The organism is Streptomyces sp. NPDC030862 (assembly GCF_055571835.1).
In genome coordinates this window covers 1-18,373 of sequence record NZ_JBVIEN010000005.1, presented here as the reverse complement: position 1 = coordinate 18,373, position 18,373 = coordinate 1, and the positions used below count along the sequence as shown (strand labels likewise).

Sequence of the window (18,373 nt, the reverse complement as noted above, 5' to 3'; positions counted from 1 at the left end):
GTTTCACCTCATCCGGTTACTCCGTCCGGAGAAAGGTTTGTGCGCCCGCGAAGCCGGAGACATGGCGCAGCAACCGCCCGCGCAAACGTCGTCGCGGTCTCGTGACCTGACTGTGATCCGGGTCGCTTCATCGTCTCGATCGCAACAAGATCGAAGCCGTGGACGTCCTCCCTTGATGAGGGGCGCAGACGTGCCGAAAGACAAGGGTGCGGGCGCGGAGGCGGCATGTGTCTCATTTTTGGTTATTTGAACACTTTCCGCATAGCTTTGGTTCCGCCGAGTGAATACCGGGCTCAATAGCAGATCTCGGCTTGACTGGCCCGGAGCACCGCACTTGTAATTTCACCCGTGTCGTTCGCCCGAAAACGGGAAAGCGGGGCGACATACGCGGGGACGCAATGACAGACGAGGGGCGCACATGACCGAGTTGTTCCAGGAACTGCTGGTCGAGGACGCGGACGAGGAACTCGGCTGGCAGGAGCGCGCGTTGTGCGCCCAGACCGATCCGGAGTCCTTCTTCCCCGAGAAGGGCGGTTCCACGCGCGAGGCGAAGAAGGTGTGCCTCGCCTGCGAAGTCCGTTCGGAATGCCTTGAGTACGCGCTCGCCAATGACGAAAGATTCGGAATCTGGGGCGGGCTGTCCGAGCGCGAGCGCCGACGGCTGAAGAAAGCCGCTGTCTGAGCGCCGCTCGGCCTCTACCGACCGCATCACGACCAGAACGCGACAAGACGTCGACTGATCTGTCCGCATCTCGACCGCATCTCGACCGCATCTCGACTGCGTCGCGACGACGCACGGGCCGTACGAGCAGCGATCCGGCCGCGGGACCCGGCCACCCGAGCCGGCCGTGGGACCCGGCCGCCGCAGGACCGGCCGCGAGGCCCGTCGTACGACCGCGCGGCGCACACGCGTACGCAAAGACGCAAAGAATGACGCAGGAGAGACGCGACGTGACGTGCCGCGCGGCTGGGGAAAAGGCCGACGCGAAGACGTGAGGAACGGTCCGCCGCCCGTGCTCTGTCCACAGGCGGCGGACCGCTGTCGTGTCAGCCATTAGTGTGGGCCTCCGTCCGAGACGCTCCCACGCCCCCAGCGGGCGACCCCCGGCCGGAGGGCCCGTACCTCGATGTCCGCCACCACAGCCGCGTTTTCCCCCGATTCCGCCGCTTCCGCCGCCTCGGCGTCGGGCGGGCCGGAGTTCCCGCGCCACGTCGTCACCGCCGTGCTCGTCTCCCACGACGGCGCGCGCTGGCTGCCGGACGTCCTCGCCGGGCTGCTCGGCCAGGAACGCCCCGTACAGAACGTCATCGCCGCCGACACCGGCAGCGCCGACGACTCCGCACGGCTGGTCACCGAGGCCATCGGCGACGAGCGGGTGCTGCACCTCGCCCGCCGTACCGGATTCGGCACCGCCGTGGAGGAAGCCGCCCGCACGGCCCCCGTCCTCGGCCCCGACGACCTGCCCTACCTGAAGCGGCCCAGCGGCTGGGACCCGGTCAGCCGGACCTGGCGCGACGACGCGTACGACCTGCCGGAGCTCCCGCACGGCGAGCCCGTCCAGTGGCTGTGGCTCCTCCACGACGACTCCGCCCCCGACCCCGACGCCCTCGCCGAGCTGCTGCGCGTGGCCGACGGCGACGAGCACGCCGCGATCGTCGGACCCAAGCTGCGCGGCTGGTACGACCGCAGGCAGCTGCTCGAAGTAGGCGTCTCCATCGCCAACAGCGGCCGCCGCTGGACCGGCCTCGACCGGCGCGAACAGGACCAGGGCCAGCACGACCAGGTCCGCTCCGTCCTCTCCGTCTCCAGCGCCGGCATGCTCATCCGCCGCGACGTCTTCGAGCGGCTCGGCGGCTTCGACCGGCGCCTGCCCCTGATGCGCGACGACGTCGACCTGTGCTGGCGCGCCCACGCCGCCGGCCACCGCGTCCTCGTCGCCCCCGACGCCGTCCTGCGCCACGCCGAGGCCTCCGCCCGCGAACGCCGCACCGTCGACTGCGTCGGCCGCTCCGTCGCCAGCCCCCACCGCGTCGACAAGGCGGGCGCCGTCTACACCCTGCTCGCCAACGCGCGCGGCGCCGCCTTCCCGTACGTCCTGCTCCGGCTCGTCGTCGGCACCCTCCTCCGTACCCTCGCCTACATCCTCGGCAAGGCGCCCGGCCAGGCCGTCGACGAAGTGATGGGCCTGTTCGGCACGTTGCTGCGGCCCGAGCGGATCATCGCCGCCCGCCGCAGGAGGAAGAACAGGGCCGTCGAACCGGCCGAACTGCGGCCGCTGTTCCCGCCGCCCGGCGCGACCGTCCGCGCGACCGTCGAACAGGTCATGTCCAACTTCGGCGGTGCGGACGCCGATTCGGGCGGCTCCCGGCACGGCGCCGTCGAGTCCGGACCGGGCGGCGACGACGCCGACTACCTGGAGATCGAGCAGTTCGCCCGCCTGAAGAAGATCGCCCGCAAGCCCGGCCCGGTCCTCTTCGCACTCCTCCTGCTCGTCTCCGTCGTCGCCTGCCGCGGCCTGTTCGGCGGCGGCTCCCTGGCGGGCGGCGCCCTGCTGCCCGCCCCCGACGGAGTCGGGGAGCTGTGGAGCCGGTACGCCGACGCCTGGCACCCGCTCTCCACCGGCGGCACCCAGACCGCGCCCCCGTACCTCGCGGTGCTCGCCGCGCTCTCCGGGCTGTTCCTCGGCTCCACCGGCCTCGCACTCACCGTGCTGCTGGTCTGCTCCGTGCCGCTGGCCGGCATCACCGCGTACTTCGCCTCCCGCTCGCTCGTCGAGTCCCGGCTGCTCCGCGCCTGGGGCGCCATCGCGTACGCCTTCCTGCCCGCCGCGACCGGCGCCCTGGCGACCGGACGCCTCGGCACCGCCGTCCTCGCCGTCGTGCTGCCGCTGCTCGCGCGCGCCGCCGTCGCCGCCCACGGGCTGCGCGGCGGCGGCCCCGGCGCGCCGCGCGGCAGCTGGCGCGGGACCTGGGCGTACGCCCTCCTGCTCACCTTCACGATGGCCTTCACGCCCGTCGTGTGGCCGCTCGCCGTCGTCCTCGGACTCGTCGTGCTCGCCCTGCGACGCGACGACTTCACGGCGTACGCCCTCCGCTTCCTGGCGGCCGTCGGCACCCCGCTGCTGGCGCTGGCCCCCTGGTCGCTGTCGCTGCTGACGGACCCGTCCGCCCTCCTCCGGGAAGCCGGCATGGACGTCCGTACGGGGACGGCGACGGCGCTCGACCTGCTCGGCGCCAGCCCCGGCGGCCCGAAGACCGTCGGCGGACTCGTCCTGATCGGCCTGGTCCTGGCGGCGCTGGCGGCCCTGCTGCGCGCGGAGCGGCAGTTCGCCGTCCGTACGGCCTGGGTGGCGGCGCTCGTCGGCCTGGTCACCGCCGTCCTGTCCAACGGCTCCGGCCCGGCCGGCTCCGGCTGGGCCGGTCCCGCGACCCTCGTGTACGGCGGCGCCCTGATCGCCGCCGGCATGCTCGGCGCCGAGGGCGGCCGCACGCGCGTCGCCGCGCAGAGCTTCGGCTGGCGCCAGCCCGTCGCCGTCCTGATCGCGCTCGCCGCCGCCGTCGGGCCGGTCCTCTCCGCGGCCGGCTGGATGCTCGGCGGCGCGGCCGGACCCCTGGAGCGGCGCGACCCGGTGCAGGTCCCGGCGTTCGTCGCCGAGGAATCCGACACGCGCGACCAGCCCCGCACGCTGATCCTCGGCGGTACGTCGCCGGGCGAGGTCTCGTACACCCTGGTCCGCGGCTCCGGCGGCCGCCTCGGCGACGCCGAGCTGACGGAGGCCGGCGGCGGCGACGCCCGCCTCGACAAGGTCGTCGCGCACCTCGTGGCGGGCTCCGGCGCCGACCAGTCCGACCAGCTGAGCGGCTTCGCCATCCGGTACGTGCTCGTACGGGACGGGGCACCGCGCCAGATGAGCCGCGTCCTGGACGCCACGCCCGGCCTGAGCCGCCTCAGCCAGCTGGACGGCAGCGCCCTGTGGCGGGTCGACCGCCAGGTCGCGCGCGCCACCATCGTCCCGGGCGGCAAGGGCGAGCGGCTCCCGGTCGCCTCCGGGCCGGTCGAGGCGCACACCGAGATCCCGGCCGGCGGCTCCGGCCGCGTGCTGCGGATCGCCGACCGCGCGGACGACGGCTGGCAGGCCACCCTCGACGGCCAGGCCCTGAAGAAGACCACCGTCGACGGCTGGGCCCAGGGCTTCGAACTGCCCGCCGAGGGCGGCCGCCTCGACCTGACGTACGAGGCCCCGCTCACCCACCGGGCGTGGATCTGGGGCCAGTGCTTCCTCGCCGTCGTGCTCCTGATCCTGGCCCTGCCCGGGCGGCGCCGTGACGTCGACGACGACCTCCCCGAGGAGCCTGTCGCGATCCCGGCGCAGGACATCACGGGCGACGGCCGCCGGGCGCGCCGCCTGCGGGCGGCGGCGGAGGCGGCGGAAGCGGAGGCCGCGGAGGCCGCGGCTCAGGAGCCGGAGCCCGCGCCCGTACCGGACGCGGATATGAATCCGGTTCAGGCTCCGGTTCCGGATCCGTACCAGTACGCGCAGCCGGATCAGCAGTACGACCCGTACCAGCAGCAGCCGTACGACCCGTACCAGCAGCAGTACCCGCAGCAACAGCAGTACGAGCAGCAGCAGCCGTACGACCCGTACAGCCAGGGCACCTACGACCAGGGCCCGTACCAGCAGAACCAGTACGGCGCGTATGACCCGGCGTACGGCTACGCGTACGAGAACGAGAACGAGCACGAGCACGAGCAGCGTCCCGACGGGAGTGGCAACCAGTGAACCGGACGACCCTCTCCCTCTGCGCGGCCGTCACCGCCCTCGCCGCCGTCACCGGCTTCGCCGTGCTCACCGAGCCCGACGGGGGCACCGCCCCCGCCGCGGCCGTGAAGGCCCCGACACGGCTGCCCGTGGAGCGCTCCACCCTGCTGTGCCCGGCCCCCAGCACCTCGGAGGTGGCGGAGACGGTGTACACGTCGTTCACGCCGGCGGGTTCCACTTCGGGTTCCGCTTCGGGAGACGCGGCGGGCCAGGCGGAGCTGAAGCCGGCGACGGCGTCGGCGGCCGACGACACGACGGCGACCCCGAAGAAGAAGGACGAGCAGGCCGAGGAGGACCAGAAGGACGAGGAGGCCGCGCAGGGCGCGAAGAAGCCGGCCGCCGCCGCCGACAAGCCCGTGGTCGCCCTCGCCCAGCCCGGTAAGCCGGTCTCCGCCGAGGCGAACGGCGGCGACGCCCCCGCCCTGGTCGGTACGGCCTCCGGCCGCCTCGCCCCCGGCTGGACCACCCAGCAGACCACCACGGTCCCCGCGGGCGGCGCGCGCGGCCTGCTCGGCGTCAGCTGTACGCCCCCGGACACCGACTTCTGGTTCCCCGGCGCCTCCACCGCCAAGGAGCGCCAGGACTACGTCCACCTGACCAACCCCGACGACACGGCCGTCGTGGCCGACATCGAGCTGTACGGCCCGAACGGCGCCCTGAAGTCCCAGCTCGCCGAGGGCATCCCGGTCCCGGCCCGGTCCAGCGTCCCCGTGCTGCTGTCCACCCTGACGACGGACCCGGCCGCCCCCGACGTCACCGTCCACGTCACCACCCGCAGCGGCCGGGTCGGCGCGGTGGTGCGCTCGGCCGACGAGACCGCCGGCAGCGACTGGCTGCCCGCCTCCACCGACCCGGACGCCACGCTGGTGCTGCCGGGCATCCCGGCGGACGCCACGTCCGTACGGCTGGTGGCGTACGCGCCCGGCGAGGACGACGCCGACCTGAAGGTCCAGCTCGCGACGGGGACGGGCACGATCGTCCCGGCCGCCGCCCGCGAACTGCACGTCAAGTCGGGGATGACCGCCTCCGTCGACCTCAAGGACGTCACGCGCGGCGAGGCCGGCTCGCTGATCCTGTCGCCCGCTCAGAAGGGCCGGGCGACGCCCGTGGTCGCGGCGCTGCGCGTCGTACGCGGCAAGGGGGACAAGCAGGAGGTCGCGTTCATCCCGGCGACCGGCCCGGTCGGGCAGCGGGCGACCGTCGCCGACAACCGCGCCGAGGGCACCGCCCTCTCCCTCACCGCGCCGACCGCGACGGCCCAGGTCAAGGTGGTGGCGTCGGCGGGCACCGAGGGCGGCACGCCGACGACCAAGACGTACACGGTCAAGGCCGGTACGACGCTCCCGGTCGAGCCGCCGGTGCCGGCCGGCCTGAAGGGCTCGTACGCCCTGACGATCGAGACGGTGTCGGGCGGCCCGGTCCACGCGGCGCGGACGCTCACGGTGCCGGACGACGGCGTTCCGATGTTCACCGTGCAGACGCTGGCGGACGACCGGGGCACGGTCGAGGTCCCGGCGGCCCGCCAGGACCTGTCGGTCCTGGAGGACTGAACCGGTCTGTTGGCCTGCTGGCCTGCTGGCCTGCCGGTCTGCCGGTCTCAGTCCTGGCCGTACCGGGGGTCGACCGACTCCGGGGCGAGCCCGAGCAGATCGGCCACCTGCTCGACCACGACCTCGTGGACGAGCAGGGCCCGCTCGTCGCGGCTCTTGGCGCGCAGTTCGACGGGCCGCCGGTAGACGACGATCCGGGCGGGCCGGTCGCGGCCGGCCGGGAGCGAGACCCCCAGCGGTACGGAGTCCTCCGGGGACTCCGGTACCTCCAGGACGTGGAAGTCGACCTCGGCCAGCTGGGGCCAGCGCCGCTCCAGCCGCTCGACGGAGTCCTGCACCAGATCCCGGAAGGTGTCCGCGCGCGTGGCGGAGAGCGGAACCTGGGGCGGGGCGACGGGCCCGCGCATGCCGCGGCCGTGCCGATCGCGGCGGCGGGGTGGTACGGAACTGTCCATCACTCACGCAGGGTAGCTCTCTCGTCGCCCCTGTCGCTTATTGAACATTCCGGCCAAGCTCGGGATCGATTCGGCACGGCGGAACGGCCGCGATGACGGCCGGTATTGACCGCATTCGTTCCGGCTCTCGTCGGCCGACCCGGCCGCGCGGATCCGGGCCGTTCCCCCTCCCGCGCAGGTCAGCGGAGCCGCCGCACAGGGCCCTGTGCCGGACGTCACACCGCGACACGGGCGAGTGACGTGGTGGAGAGTCGTCGCGGCCCGCTCAAGAGTGCGGTACCGTCCAACATCGTGAGCCCTGTACGTCGCTGTTCGCGCACCGCGTGCGGCCGCCCTGCCGTCGCGACACTGACGTACGTCTATGCCGATTCGACCGCGGTCCTCGGCCCGCTCGCCACCTACGCCGAGCCCCACTGCTACGACCTGTGCGCCGAGCACAGCGAGCGCCTGACCGCGCCGCGCGGCTGGGAGGTCGTCCGCCTCTCGGACGGCTCCACGCCCACCCGCCCCAGCGGTGACGACCTCGAAGCGCTCGCCAACGCCGTACGGGAAGCGGCCCGCCCCCAGGAGCGGGAGCGCGCCGCCCAGGCCCAGGCCGGCGGCAAGACGGGCGGCCGGGCGGGCGACCCGGTGGAGGTCGGCCGCCGAGGCCACCTCCGCGTACTGCGCTCCCCCGACTCGTAGGTAGGTTGTTCCTCCTCATCGAAGGCTTGCAGGAGGGTAGGGGCAGTGACTGCTGCTGATCTGTCACGGATCGTGAAGGCGTACGACGTCCGCGGGGTGGTGCCGGATCAGTGGGACGAGGAGCTGGCCGAGCTCTTCGGCGCGGCGTTCGTCCGGGTGACGGCCGCCGAGGCCATCGTCGTCGGACACGACATGCGCCCCTCCTCACCGGGCCTGTCCGGCGCCTTCGCCCGGGGCGCGGCGGCCCAGGGCGCCGACGTCACCCTGATCGGCCTCTGCTCCACCGACCAGCTGTACTTCGCGTCGGGGATGCTCGACCTGCCGGGCGCGATGTTCACGGCGTCGCACAACCCCGCCCAGTACAACGGCATCAAGCTGTGCCGCGCGGGCGCGGCGCCGGTCGGCCAGGACACGGGCCTCGCCGAGATCCGCGAGCTCGTCGAGTCCTGGCTGTCGGCGGGCGCCCCGGCCGCGGCCGCGACGCCCGGCACGCTCAGCGAGCGCGACACCCTCACCGACTACGCTGCCCACCTGAAGTCCCTGGTGGACCTGGCGTCCATCCGCCCCCTGAGGGTCGTGGTGGACGCGGGCAACGGCATGGGCGGCCACACGGTCCCCACCGTCTTCGAGGGCCTGCCCCTCACCCTCGTACCGATGTACTTCGAGCTGGACGGCACCTTCCCCAACCACGAGGCGAACCCGCTCGACCCGGCGAACCTCGTGGACCTCCAGGCCCGCGTCGTCGCGGAGGGCGCCGACCTGGGCCTCGCCTTCGACGGCGACGCCGACCGGTGCTTCGTGGTCGACGAGCGCGGCGAGCCGGTGTCCCCGTCGGCGATCACGGCCCTGGTGGCGGCACGCGAGCTCGCCAAGCACCCGGGCGGCACGGTCATCCACAACCTGATCACGTCGTGGTCCGTCCCCGAGGTCGTCCGCGAGAACGGCGGCACGCCGGTACGCACGCGGGTGGGCCACTCCTTCATCAAGGCGGAGATGGCCCGCACCGGCGCGATCTTCGGCGGCGAGCACTCCGCCCACTACTACTTCCGCGACTTCTGGAACGCGGACACCGGCATGCTGGCCGCCCTCCACGTCCTGGCGGCCCTGGGCGGCCAGGACGGCACGCTGTCGGCGCTGGTCTCGTCGTACGACCGCTACGCCGGCTCCGGCGAGATCAACTCCACGGTCCCGGACCAGGCCGCCCGCACCGCCGCGGTCCGCGAGTCCTTCGCCGCCCGCCCGGACGTCACCCTCGACGACCTCGACGGCCTCACGGTGACCTCCTCGGACTGGTGGTTCAACCTCCGTCCCTCCAACACCGAGCCCCTGCTCCGCCTGAACGTGGAGGCGAGGGACGAGCCGACGATGACGAAGCTCCGCGACGAGGTCCTGGCCCTGATCCGCAGCGCCTGACCACCGCGGCGCTGACGCCCGCGGAGCCGCGGCTACGCCGCGGGCGCGCCGCGCAGGGGGTCTGGGGCCCCGGCCGCCCCGCCGACTGGCGGTGGGCCGGGCTCTTGGCCCGGGCCGGAGCCTCGGGTGTTCCGCGCGAGGTCTGGTACCGGCCTGGGGTGCGCCCCGGGCGCGCTGGCGGTGGGCCGGGGGCCCGGGGCCTTCCCGCCGATCGGGTCTCGGCTCGATGCCGGCGCACGGGCCGCCGAGCCTCGACGCCCGCAGGCCCGCCGGCCGGCCGGGCCGGGCCGGGCCCCGGCAGTTTCCGGGCCCCCGCGCCCGCACGCCCGCAGGGCGCGGGGCGGCGCCCGGCGTGGTGCCGGTGCACGCGTCAGGGGCCGGAGCCCTGCTCCCCGCGCCCGCTGGGCCGCAAGGGGAGCGCCGCCGCCCGCGGCGGACCGGGGGCCGGGGGCTTGCCCCCGGTTTCGGGAAGGGGCGGGGTGGGGGAAGACCCCCGCCCCACCACAACGCCCCCGCCGCCCCGCCAACCCGCGCCCCCCCGCCCCCCAGCGGTAGGCTGACGTGGCGTTGCCGCACAGCCGCCGCACACCCCGCGGCCACCACCACGACCACCACGTTCGACACGCTCGAAGGGACCCACCCCATGCCGCTCGAAGCCGGCCTCCTCGAGATCCTCGCCTGCCCCGCCTGCCACGCCCCGCTCAGCGACCGCACGGCGGACGAGACCCCCGAGCTGATCTGCACCGGCAAGGACTGCGGCCTGGCGTACCCCGTACGGGACGGCATCCCGGTGCTGCTGGTCGACGAGGCCCGCCGCCCCGCCTGACGGCGTCGCCCGGGCGTCGCCCCGCCTGACGGCGCCGCCACCCCGCCCGGCACCCGCCCCACCCACCGCACGGCGATCGGAGGCCCCACCCCATGCTCGACGAGTCGCTGCTCGACGACCCGGACGCTCTGGCCCGCATCGACAGCCGCAGCTTCCTGCGCGGGGCCGCCGAAGCCGGCGCGCGGGTACGTACCGCCGCGCGCCACGCCGCCGAGGCAGGCGTCACCGAGCTGCAGCCCGAGGGCCGCCCGCGTGCCGTGCTCGTCGCGGGCCCCGGCACCGCCGCCACCGGCGTCGCGGACCTGGTCGCCGCTCTCGCCGGCGCCTCCGCGCCCGTCGCCCACCTGCACTCCACCGGCGTGGCGCCCGCCGCCGGCGCCCTGCGCTGGGCGCTCCCGGGCTGGGCCGGCTCCGTCGACCTGCTCCTGATCGTCACCGCCGACGGCAGCGAGCCCGGCCTCGCGCTCCTCGCCGAGCAGGCGTACCGCCGCGGCGTCACCGTCGTGGCCGTCGCCCCGCAGCGCTCCCCGCTGTCCGAGGCCGTGGACGGCCGGCACGGCCTCGTCGTCCCGATGGCGACCGCGCCCCACGAGCTGTCCGAGGAGACGCACGCGGCGAGCCCGAGTGCGCTGTGGGCCCTGTTCACACCGCTCCTCGCGCTCCTCGACCGCGTCGGCCTGATCACCGCCCCCGCGGACGCCGTCCAGAAGGTCGCCGACCGCCTCGACACCACCGCGGAACGCTGCGGCCCGGCCGTCGCCACGTACAGCAACCCCGCCAAGACGCTCGCCACCGAGCTCGTCGACACGCTGCCCCTCATCTGGACCGAGGGGTCGGTCGCCGCCCCGGTCGGCCGCCGCTTCGCCGCCGTACTGTCCGAGCTCGCCGGTCGCCCCGCCATCGCCGCCGAGCTCCCCGAGGCGCTCCCGGCCCACGGCGTCCTCCTGGAGGGCGACTACGCCGCCGGTGCCGACCTCGACGACTTCTTCCGCGACCGCGTGGAGGAGGCACAGGCCCTGCGCGCACGGGTCGTGCTGCTGCGCGACCACTCCGTGGGCGGCCTCAGTGCCGCCCCGGCCGCCCGCGAGCTCGCCCTCAGCCACGACACGGCCGTCAGCGAACTCGAACCGGAAGAGGGCACCGAACTCGAAGCCCTGGCCGAGCTGCTCGCCGTGACGGACTTCGCGGCCGTCTACATGGCGCTGGCGTCGGGCCCTCCCACCCCCTAGACCCGCAACCCACGCGACGGACGAGAAAAGCGAAGAACATGGACCGCCTCTCCAACACCGTCCGCCCCTACGCCTGGGGTTCCACGACGGCCATCCCGGAACTGCTCGGCACCGCCCCCACGGGCGAGCCCCAGGCCGAGGTGTGGATGGGCGCCCACCCCGGCGCCCCCTCCCGCGTCACCCGCAGCACGGGCGACAGCACCGGCACCGGCACCAGCACGGGCGCCGGCACCAGCACCGGCGAACAGACGCTCTCCGCCCTCATCGACGCCGACCCGGAGCGGGAGCTCGGCCAGGCCACGGTCGCCAAGTTCGGCCCCCGCCTCCCCTTCCTCCTCAAGCTCCTCGCGGCCGCCGCCCCCCTCTCCCTCCAGGTCCACCCCGACCTCACCCAGGCCCAGGAGGGGTACGCCGCCGAAGAGCGCGCCGGAATCCCCCTCGATGCACCGCACCGCAACTACAAGGACGCCAACCACAAGCCCGAGCTGCTCTGCGCCCTCACCCCCTTCGAGGGGCTGTGCGGCTTCCGCGACCCGGACCACACCGCCGAGCTCCTCGGCGCCCTCGGCGTCGACTCCCTCAAGCCGTACGTCGACCTCCTCCACGCCCACCCCGCGGACGCCGCCCTGCGCGAGGTCCTCACGGCGGTGCTGTCGGCCGACCGCACCGAGATGGCGGCCACCGTCGCCGAAGCCGCCGCCGCCTGCGAACGCCTCGGCGGCCCCCACGCCCCGTACGCCACCCTCGCCCACCACTTCCCCGGCGACCCCGGCGTCATCGCGGCCATGCTGCTCAACCACGTACGGCTCCAGCCCGGCGAGGGCCTCTACCTCGGCGCCGGCGTCCCGCACGCGTACCTCAGCGGCCTCGGTGTCGAGGTCATGGCCAACTCCGACAACGTTTTGCGCTGCGGCCTCACCCCCAAGCACGTCGACGTCCCGGAGCTCCTCCGCGTCGTCCGCTTCGAGGCCGGCGACCCCCTGATCCTGCGCCCGGAGGCGTCGCCCGTGTTCGGCGAGGAGGGCTACGAGACGCCGTTCGACGACTTCCGCCTCTCCCGTTACGTACGGGCCGAAGGCGCCGCCCCGGTCGACCTCACCACCCGCGCCCCGCAGATCCTGCTCGCCACCGCGGGCGCCCCCCGGGCGAACGACCTCACCCTCGCCCCAGGCCAGTCCGTCTTCGTTCCGGCGGGCGAAAAGACCCGACTGTCCGGTACGGGCACCATCTTCCGGGCCACCGTAGTGGCCTGACGCACCCTCCGCCCCGCCTGCTGCAACAATGTGCGGCCGTACGAACCACCACCCCCCTCTAAGGAACAACGAAGGGACACCCGCACGCATGAGCGCGTCAGGCGGAACCAAGGCGATTGTGGCGGCGCTCGCCGCGAACCTCGCGATCGCGGTGGCCAAGTTCGTGGCATTCGTCTTCAGTGGTTCGTCGTCGATGCTGGCGGAGAGCGTCCACTCCCTCGCCGACTCCGGCAACCAGGGCCTGCTGCTCCTCGGCGGCAAGAAGGCACAGCGCGAGGCCACCCCGCAGCACCCCTTCGGCTACGGCCGGGAGCGCTACATCTACGCCTTCCTCGTCTCGATCGTCCTCTTCTCGGTCGGCGGCATGTTCGCCATCTACGAGGGCTACGAGAAGATCAAGCACCCGCACGAGATCGAGTCCTGGTACTGGCCGGTCGGCGTCCTCGTCTTCGCGATCATCGCCGAGACGTTCTCCTTCCGCACGGCCATCAAGGAGTCGAACCAGCTCCGCGGCAACCTCTCCTGGAAGGAGTTCGTCCGCCGCGCCAAGGCCCCCGAGCTGCCGGTCGTCCTCCTGGAGGACCTCGGCGCGCTGGTCGGCCTGATCCTGGCCCTGGTGGGCGTGAGCCTCGCGCTGGTGACCGGCGACGGCGTCTGGGACGGCATCGGCACGCTCTGCATCGGCATCCTGCTGATCCTGATCGCGATCATCCTGGCCGCCGAGACGAAGTCGCTGCTCCTCGGTGAGGCGGCCGGCGTCGACGAGGTGAAGAAGATCGAGGAGTCGCTGGTCGACGGCACCACCGTCACGGGCATCATCCACATGCGTACGCTCCACCTCGGCCCCGAGGAGCTGCTGGTCGCGGCGAAGATCGCCGTCCGGCACGACGACACCGCCGCCCAGGTCGCGGCGGCCATCGACGCCGCCGAGGAGCGGATCCGCACCGCCGTCCCGATCGCGCGCGTGATCTACCTGGAGCCGGACATCTACAACGAGGCCGCCGCGGCGGGCACCGACCCCGTCAAGCCCTTGGGCGGCCCGGCCGACGCCCATTGACCACCCCCGGGGAATAAGCCCCCGGGTGCCCCCGGTAAGGCCCGTGAGGCCCCCGCACGCAGCCGCGCGCGGGGGCCTTCGCGCGTCGGGCACGACTCGAAGTGGGCTGAATCCCACACCCATACGGACTGTGGGACGCGGGAGCGATCGGTGTAGATTCGTGACACAGCCAGACGTCGCTGCTGATGGCGGTCGGGCGGTCCCCGACGGACCGTCCGAGGGAGAGAGGGCCTCCGACGACTGCACTGCGCGTGCCCGGGCATCCTTGTGCCCGTCACACGCAGAGCCAGCCGTACCCACCCTCGACCCAACACGAGGAGCAGCTCAACAATGACGACTGTCGCCAACCGACAGGACTTCAAGGTCGCCGACCTCTCCCTGGCCGAGTTCGGCCGCAAGGAGATCACGCTCGCCGAGCACGAGATGCCCGGCCTGATGGCGATCCGCGAGGAGTACGCCGAGGCCCAGCCGCTCGCCGGCGCGCGCATCACCGGCTCGCTGCACATGACCGTGCAGACCGCCGTGCTCATCGAGACCCTGGCCGCCCTCGGCGCGCAGGTCCGCTGGGCGTCCTGCAACATCTTCTCCACCCAGGACCACGCCGCCGCCGCCATCGCGGTCGGCCCGAACGGCACCCCGGACAACCCCCAGGGCATCCCGGTCTTCGCCTGGAAGGGCGAGACCCTCGAGGAGTACTGGTGGTGCACGGAGCAGGCGCTGACCTGGCCGGACGCCCCGACCGGCGGCCCGAACATGATCCTGGACGACGGCGGTGACGCCACCCTCCTGGTCCACAAGGGCGTCGAGTTCGAGAAGGCCGGCGAGGCCCCGGACCCGTCCACCGCGGACAGCGAGGAGTACGCCTGCATCCTGCGTCTCCTGAACCGCACCCTGGCGGAGAGCCCCCAGAAGTGGACCCGCCTCGCCTCGGAGATCCGCGGCGTGACGGAGGAGACCACCACCGGTGTCCACCGTCTGTACGAGATGCACCGCGACGGCACCCTCCTGTTCCCGGCGATCAACGTCAACGACGCGGTCACCAAGTCGAAGTTCGACAACAAGTACGGCTGCCGCCACTCGCTCGTCGACGGCATCAACCGCGCCACCGACGTCCTGATCGGCGGCAAGGTCGCGGTGGTCTGCGGCTACGGCGACGTCGGCAAGGGCTGCGCGGAGTCCCTGCGCGGCCAGGGCGCCCGCGTGATCGTCACCGAGATCGACCCGATCTGCGCGCTCCAGGCGGCGATGGACGGCTACCAGGTCACGACCCTCGACGAGGTCGTCGACAAGGCGGACATCTTCATCACCACGACCGGCAACCGCGACATCATCATGGCCTCGGACATGGCCAAGATGAAGCACCAGGCGATCGTCGGCAACATCGGCCACTTCGACAACGAGATCGACATGGCCGGCCTGGCCAAGATCCCGGGCATCGTCAAGGACGAGGTCAAGCCGCAGGTCCACACCTGGACCTTCCCGGACGGCAAGAAGATCATCGTGCTGTCCGAGGGCCGCCTGCTGAACCTGGGCAACGCCACCGGTCACCCGTCCTTCGTGATGTCCAACAGCTTCGCGGACCAGACCCTGGCCCAGATCGAGCTGTTCACGAAGCCCGAGGAGTACCCGACCGACGTCTACGTGCTGCCCAAGCACCTCGACGAGAAGGTCGCCCGTCTCCACCTCGACGCGCTCGGCGTGAAGCTCACCAAGCTCCGCCCCGAGCAGGCCGCCTACATCGGCGTCGAGGTCGACGGCCCCTTCAAGCCGGACCACTACCGCTACTGATCCCTGCTCCCCGGCCCACCGGCCACCGCCGACGACACCCGTGCACGGGTGCACATCGGCAGCGGCCGGGGGCAAGGAGCGGGAAGCAGGAAGCAGGGAGCAGCAGGCTCAGCCGGTAACAGCAGCAGCACGCACCAAGGCAGGCCCCCGCACCCCCGTGTCGGGGGCTTGCCTCGTACGCGGGCTCCTTAACGCCGACCCCAAGGACCCGAGGACCCATGCCCCGCGGCCGTTATTCGCTCCATGACCCGCACGATCACACCCCCCTCGGCGACGAGCACTTCCACTGCGCCCCCGGCCCTTCCGGCTGGCGCTACGTATCCCAGATCACCACCCCCTCCGGCGCTCACGCCGGCTCGGTCGACCTCGCCATCGACGACCTCGGCCGCCCCATCCGCCTTGAGCTGCACGCCGCGAGCTGGCAGGTCCGCGGCGCCGCCCTCGACGGCGTCACCTGGGTCCGTACCGACCCCACCGGTACGCATGCCACCGAAGGCAATGTGCGCGCCCATGCCTTCACCGGCACCTCACCGGCGTTCCTCATCGCGATCTCGCGTCTTCTGCGCCTCACCCCCTCTTCCCCCGCGACCCGCGTCCGCCTCGTGGCGTTCACGGACCCGGTGCTCGCCCCGCTCACCGTCGACCAGTCCTGGGCCCTGGTGAACAGTGAAGCGCACACCACTGACAACGGCCCCCTGACCGTGGACGCGTACCAGGTCAGCGCCCTCGACACGGGGGAGCAGCACATGATCCACATCGCCGGCGACGTGGTGCTCGCAGCTCCCGGCATCGAGCTGGAAGACCTCGACACCCCACCGTCGGTCTTCCCCTGACCCCTGTCTACGCAGGCGGCGCGAACCCCGTCGCCCGTGTGACCCGCTCGCCGCCGCCGTCCGCGCCGCTTACGGCGCCCCGCACCTCACGCCCGGCCCCCGGCCCCGTACCGGCGGCGTCCGCACTCGGATGCACCGCCACCCCCTCACCGCCACCAGTCCCTGCACCAACAGCAGGAGGCGCAAACGCCCGCCGCGCTTCCCGCGCCTGCCGCTCGTTCAGCACACCGGCGAGATAGTCCGCCGCGGGCACCCCCGGCGGCGGAGGCGTCCCCGTCCGCGCCACCAGGTCGTCGGCGAGCCGCTCCGCCAGCTCGCGCCCCACCTGCGGGTCGAGCTGACGCATCCGCGTCAGGTACTGCCGGATCGCCAGCCACAGATCGTCCGGCACCGCGGACAGATCCAGCTGCGAGAACCGCCCCACCAGCCACGGCGGCGGAGGCACGGCCGTCGCCCGCGCCGCCGGAACCCGTTCCCGTACGACCAGCGTCCCCGCGAAGACATCGCCGATCCGCCGCCCCCGCGCCGACACCAGCGAGGCGATACACGCGATGACCCCAAAGGTCATCAGGATCTCCACCACCGCCATCGCCCCGCGCACCAGCGCGTGCCGGAACCGGATCGGCCCCCCGTCGTCCCGCACCACCCGCAGCCCGCACGCCATCTTCCCCAGCGAGCGCCCATGCGTCAGCGTCTCCACCGCGATCGGCGCACCCACCAGCACCAGCAGGAACGTCGCTATCGACACGGCCATGAAAGCCGCCTCGTCCAGTGACGCCGTCGCGAACGCCAATCCCACGGATATGAGCAGATACGCCGCCCACACCACCACCAGATCGATGAGCAGGGCGAGCGCCCGGCTCGGCAGCCTGGCGGGCTGCAGTCCGAGTACGACGGCATCCCCCGTCACAACCCCGCTCATGGCGCCCACCCTTCTTCACCCTTCCCCGACCCCTTCGAACCCCAGTCTGCCAAGCTGACCATCAGCGCGCCGCCGCAGTAGAACCGCACGCACGCCCGTACGCACCGAGTGCCTGGAGCAGCAGCCGATCATGGACCTCGACGTCTACGTCACCGCCCACCGAGCCGAGTGGGACCGCCTGGACCAGCTCCTGCGCCGCGGCAAGCACCTCACCGGCGCCGAGGCCGACGAACTCGTCGCCCTCTACCAGCGCACGGCGACCCATCTCTCCCTGATCCAGTCCAGTGCGCCCGACCCCATGCTCACGGCCCGGCTCACCCAGCTCGTGGCCCGCGCCCGCGCCACCGTCACCGGGACCCGCCGCGCCTCCTGGCGCGACGCCGCCCGCTTCCTCACGGCCGGGTTTCCGGCCGCGGTCTACCGCTCCCGCCACTGGTGGATCCCGACGGCCCTCCTGTCCACCCTCCTCGCGGCGGTCATCGGCTGGTGGATCGGCACCCACCCCGAGGTCCAGTCCGCCATCGCCGCCCCCGCCGAGCTGCGCGAGATGACCCGCCCTGGTGGCCAGTACGAGACGTACTACTCCAGCCACCCGGCCGCCTCCTTCGCCGCCCAGGTGTGGACGAACAACGCCCAGGCCGCCGCCATGTGCCTGGTCCTCGGCGCCTTCCTCTGTGTGCCGGTGCTCTGGATCCTGTTCCTGAACATGCTGAACCTCGGCGTCGGCATCGGCCTCATGTCCTCTGCCGGCCGCCTCGACACCTTCCTGGGCCTGGTCCTCCCGCACGGCCTGCTCGAACTGACCGCCGTCTTCGTCGCCGCCGGCACGGGCCTCCGCCTCGGCTGGACCCTCATCGACCCCGGCCCCCAGTCCCGCCGCACGGCCCTCGCCCAGCAGGGACGCGCCGCCGTCGGCATGGCCATCGGCCTGGCACTGGTCCTCTTCGTATCCGGCGTCATCGAGGGCTTCGTCACCCCTTCCGGGCTCCCGACCTGGGCCCGCATCACCATCGGCATCGCCGCTGAGCTGGCCTTCCTCGTGTACGTGTACGTCCTCGGCGGCCGCGCCGCCCGCGCCGGCGACACGGGCGACGTGGACACCGCCGAACGCAGCGCCGAGCTCCCCACCGCCGCCTGATGTGCGGAGGGCCTGCCTGACCTGCTAGTCTCCTCTTCGCCCGCCAAACCCGTTGACACGGGAGCGGTGGGGAGGTAGATTCAAACGGTTGCGTGGAGCTGGACAAGCTCAAGCGCAGCGGCTAGTCTCGATCTCGCTCCACTCGGGAACGCGATTCCTGCGGAGCCACTCCGATTCCCTTTCGAATCACCAAGCCGATTAGGTCGGCCAAAATGATTCTGATAAAGTCGGAACAGCCGAAAGGCAAAGGCCCTCCAACGGCCACTGGAAACTGAATCCGAACCGGAAACGGAACGGAAAGAGAATCTGATAAGGTTGGAAACACGAAAGACCGAAGGGAAGCGCCCGGAGGAAAGCCCGAGAGGGTGAGTACAAAGGAAGCGTCCGTTCCTTGAGAACTCAACA

At 72.8% G+C, this 18,373-nt stretch carries 14 protein-coding genes; 12 read left to right on the top strand and 2 right to left on the bottom strand.

Annotated features, from left to right (window positions below):
- Window positions 1-418: 418 nt before the first annotated feature.
- The 3 genes from ACZ42X_RS14535 (at window position 419) to ACZ42X_RS14525 (ending at window position 6,370) form a co-directional block, all read left to right on the top strand.
- Window positions 419-682 (top strand): WhiB family transcriptional regulator, encoded by a 264-nt coding sequence (locus ACZ42X_RS14535; RefSeq protein WP_023588371.1) that lies wholly within the window; start codon window positions 419-421, stop codon window positions 680-682.
- Window positions 683-1,127: 445 nt separating this feature from the next.
- The gene (locus ACZ42X_RS14530) at window positions 1,128-4,781 is read left to right on the top strand and encodes a glycosyltransferase family 2 protein (protein ID WP_468288846.1); all 3,654 of its coding nucleotides are present in this window, start codon (window positions 1,128-1,130) and stop codon (window positions 4,779-4,781) included.
- Window positions 4,778-6,370, top strand: coding sequence for a DUF5719 family protein (locus ACZ42X_RS14525; protein WP_468288843.1), 1,593 nt, complete (start codon window positions 4,778-4,780; stop codon window positions 6,368-6,370). The genes ACZ42X_RS14530 and ACZ42X_RS14525 overlap by 4 nt, the downstream gene beginning before the upstream one ends.
- A 47-nt stretch (window positions 6,371-6,417) precedes the next feature.
- Here ACZ42X_RS14525 and ACZ42X_RS14520 read toward each other — a convergent pair whose 3' ends face one another.
- Entirely contained in the window at window positions 6,418-6,825 is a 408-nt protein-coding gene (locus ACZ42X_RS14520; protein ID WP_361428781.1) for a metallopeptidase family protein, read from the bottom strand.
- Window positions 6,826-7,068: 243 nt separating this feature from the next.
- Here ACZ42X_RS14520 and ACZ42X_RS14515 point away from each other — a divergent pair, with 243 nt between their 5' ends.
- The 8 genes from ACZ42X_RS14515 to ACZ42X_RS14480 all read left to right on the top strand — a co-directional run bounded on the left by ACZ42X_RS14515 (window position 7,069) and on the right by ACZ42X_RS14480 (window position 15,908).
- Complete coding sequence (locus tag ACZ42X_RS14515) at window positions 7,069-7,509, top strand: DUF3499 domain-containing protein (protein WP_468290109.1); 441 nt, start codon at window positions 7,069-7,071, stop codon at window positions 7,507-7,509.
- 45 nt (window positions 7,510-7,554) lie between these two features.
- Complete coding sequence (locus ACZ42X_RS14510; RefSeq protein ID WP_468288840.1) at window positions 7,555-8,922, top strand: phosphomannomutase/phosphoglucomutase; 1,368 nt, start codon at window positions 7,555-7,557, stop codon at window positions 8,920-8,922.
- 643 nt (window positions 8,923-9,565) lie between these two features.
- Complete coding sequence (locus tag ACZ42X_RS14505) at window positions 9,566-9,748, top strand: Trm112 family protein (RefSeq protein WP_355362308.1); 183 nt, start codon at window positions 9,566-9,568, stop codon at window positions 9,746-9,748.
- 92 nt (window positions 9,749-9,840) lie between these two features.
- Window positions 9,841-10,977, top strand: a complete 1,137-nt coding sequence (locus ACZ42X_RS14500; protein ID WP_468288836.1) for an SIS domain-containing protein — start codon at window positions 9,841-9,843, stop codon at window positions 10,975-10,977.
- Between the two features lie 38 nt (window positions 10,978-11,015).
- Complete coding sequence (gene manA / locus ACZ42X_RS14495) at window positions 11,016-12,230, top strand: mannose-6-phosphate isomerase, class I (protein WP_468288833.1); 1,215 nt, start codon at window positions 11,016-11,018, stop codon at window positions 12,228-12,230.
- Window positions 12,231-12,318: 88 nt separating this feature from the next.
- Complete coding sequence (locus tag ACZ42X_RS14490) at window positions 12,319-13,287, top strand: cation diffusion facilitator family transporter (RefSeq protein ID WP_468288830.1); 969 nt, start codon at window positions 12,319-12,321, stop codon at window positions 13,285-13,287.
- A gap of 330 nt (window positions 13,288-13,617) precedes the next feature.
- On the top strand, window positions 13,618-15,075 hold the full coding sequence (gene ahcY / locus ACZ42X_RS14485; protein ID WP_468288827.1) for an adenosylhomocysteinase: 1,458 nt from the start codon (window positions 13,618-13,620) through the stop codon (window positions 15,073-15,075).
- A 218-nt stretch (window positions 15,076-15,293) separates the two neighbouring features.
- A complete protein-coding gene (locus tag ACZ42X_RS14480; protein WP_468288824.1) occupies window positions 15,294-15,908 on the top strand; it encodes a hypothetical protein in 615 nt (204 codons plus the stop codon).
- A 7-nt stretch (window positions 15,909-15,915) separates the two neighbouring features.
- Here the strand turns inward: ACZ42X_RS14480 and ACZ42X_RS14475 are convergent, their stop codons facing one another.
- The gene (locus tag ACZ42X_RS14475) at window positions 15,916-16,830 is read right to left on the bottom strand and encodes an RDD family protein (RefSeq protein ID WP_468288821.1); all 915 of its coding nucleotides are present in this window, start codon (window positions 16,828-16,830) and stop codon (window positions 15,916-15,918) included.
- Between the two features lie 130 nt (window positions 16,831-16,960).
- Between ACZ42X_RS14475 and ACZ42X_RS14470 the strand changes: the two genes are divergently transcribed.
- Window positions 16,961-17,968, top strand: coding sequence for a stage II sporulation protein M (locus tag ACZ42X_RS14470; RefSeq protein ID WP_468288818.1), 1,008 nt, complete (start codon window positions 16,961-16,963; stop codon window positions 17,966-17,968).
- Window positions 17,969-18,373 lie beyond the last annotated feature (405 nt).

What these genes read in the sequence shown, in the direction of transcription:
- ACZ42X_RS14535 (WP_023588371.1), top strand. Translation starts at nt 419, where the DNA reads ATGACCGAGTTGTTCCAGGAACTGCTGGTCGAGGACGCGGACGAGGAA.
- ACZ42X_RS14530 (WP_468288846.1), top strand. Translation starts at nt 1,128, where the DNA reads ATGTCCGCCACCACAGCCGCGTTTTCCCCCGATTCCGCCGCTTCCGCC.
- ACZ42X_RS14520 (WP_361428781.1), bottom strand. Translation starts at nt 6,825, where the DNA reads ATGGACAGTTCCGTACCACCCCGCCGCCGCGATCGGCACGGCCGCGGC.
- ACZ42X_RS14505 (WP_355362308.1), top strand. Translation starts at nt 9,566, where the DNA reads ATGCCGCTCGAAGCCGGCCTCCTCGAGATCCTCGCCTGCCCCGCCTGC.
- ACZ42X_RS14500 (WP_468288836.1), top strand. Translation starts at nt 9,841, where the DNA reads ATGCTCGACGAGTCGCTGCTCGACGACCCGGACGCTCTGGCCCGCATC.
- manA (WP_468288833.1), top strand. Translation starts at nt 11,016, where the DNA reads ATGGACCGCCTCTCCAACACCGTCCGCCCCTACGCCTGGGGTTCCACG.
- ACZ42X_RS14490 (WP_468288830.1), top strand. Translation starts at nt 12,319, where the DNA reads ATGAGCGCGTCAGGCGGAACCAAGGCGATTGTGGCGGCGCTCGCCGCG.
- ahcY (WP_468288827.1), top strand. Translation starts at nt 13,618, where the DNA reads ATGACGACTGTCGCCAACCGACAGGACTTCAAGGTCGCCGACCTCTCC.
- ACZ42X_RS14480 (WP_468288824.1), top strand. Translation starts at nt 15,294, where the DNA reads ATGCCCCGCGGCCGTTATTCGCTCCATGACCCGCACGATCACACCCCC.
- ACZ42X_RS14475 (WP_468288821.1), bottom strand. Translation starts at nt 16,830, where the DNA reads ATGAGCGGGGTTGTGACGGGGGATGCCGTCGTACTCGGACTGCAGCCC.
- ACZ42X_RS14470 (WP_468288818.1), top strand. Translation starts at nt 16,961, where the DNA reads ATGGACCTCGACGTCTACGTCACCGCCCACCGAGCCGAGTGGGACCGC.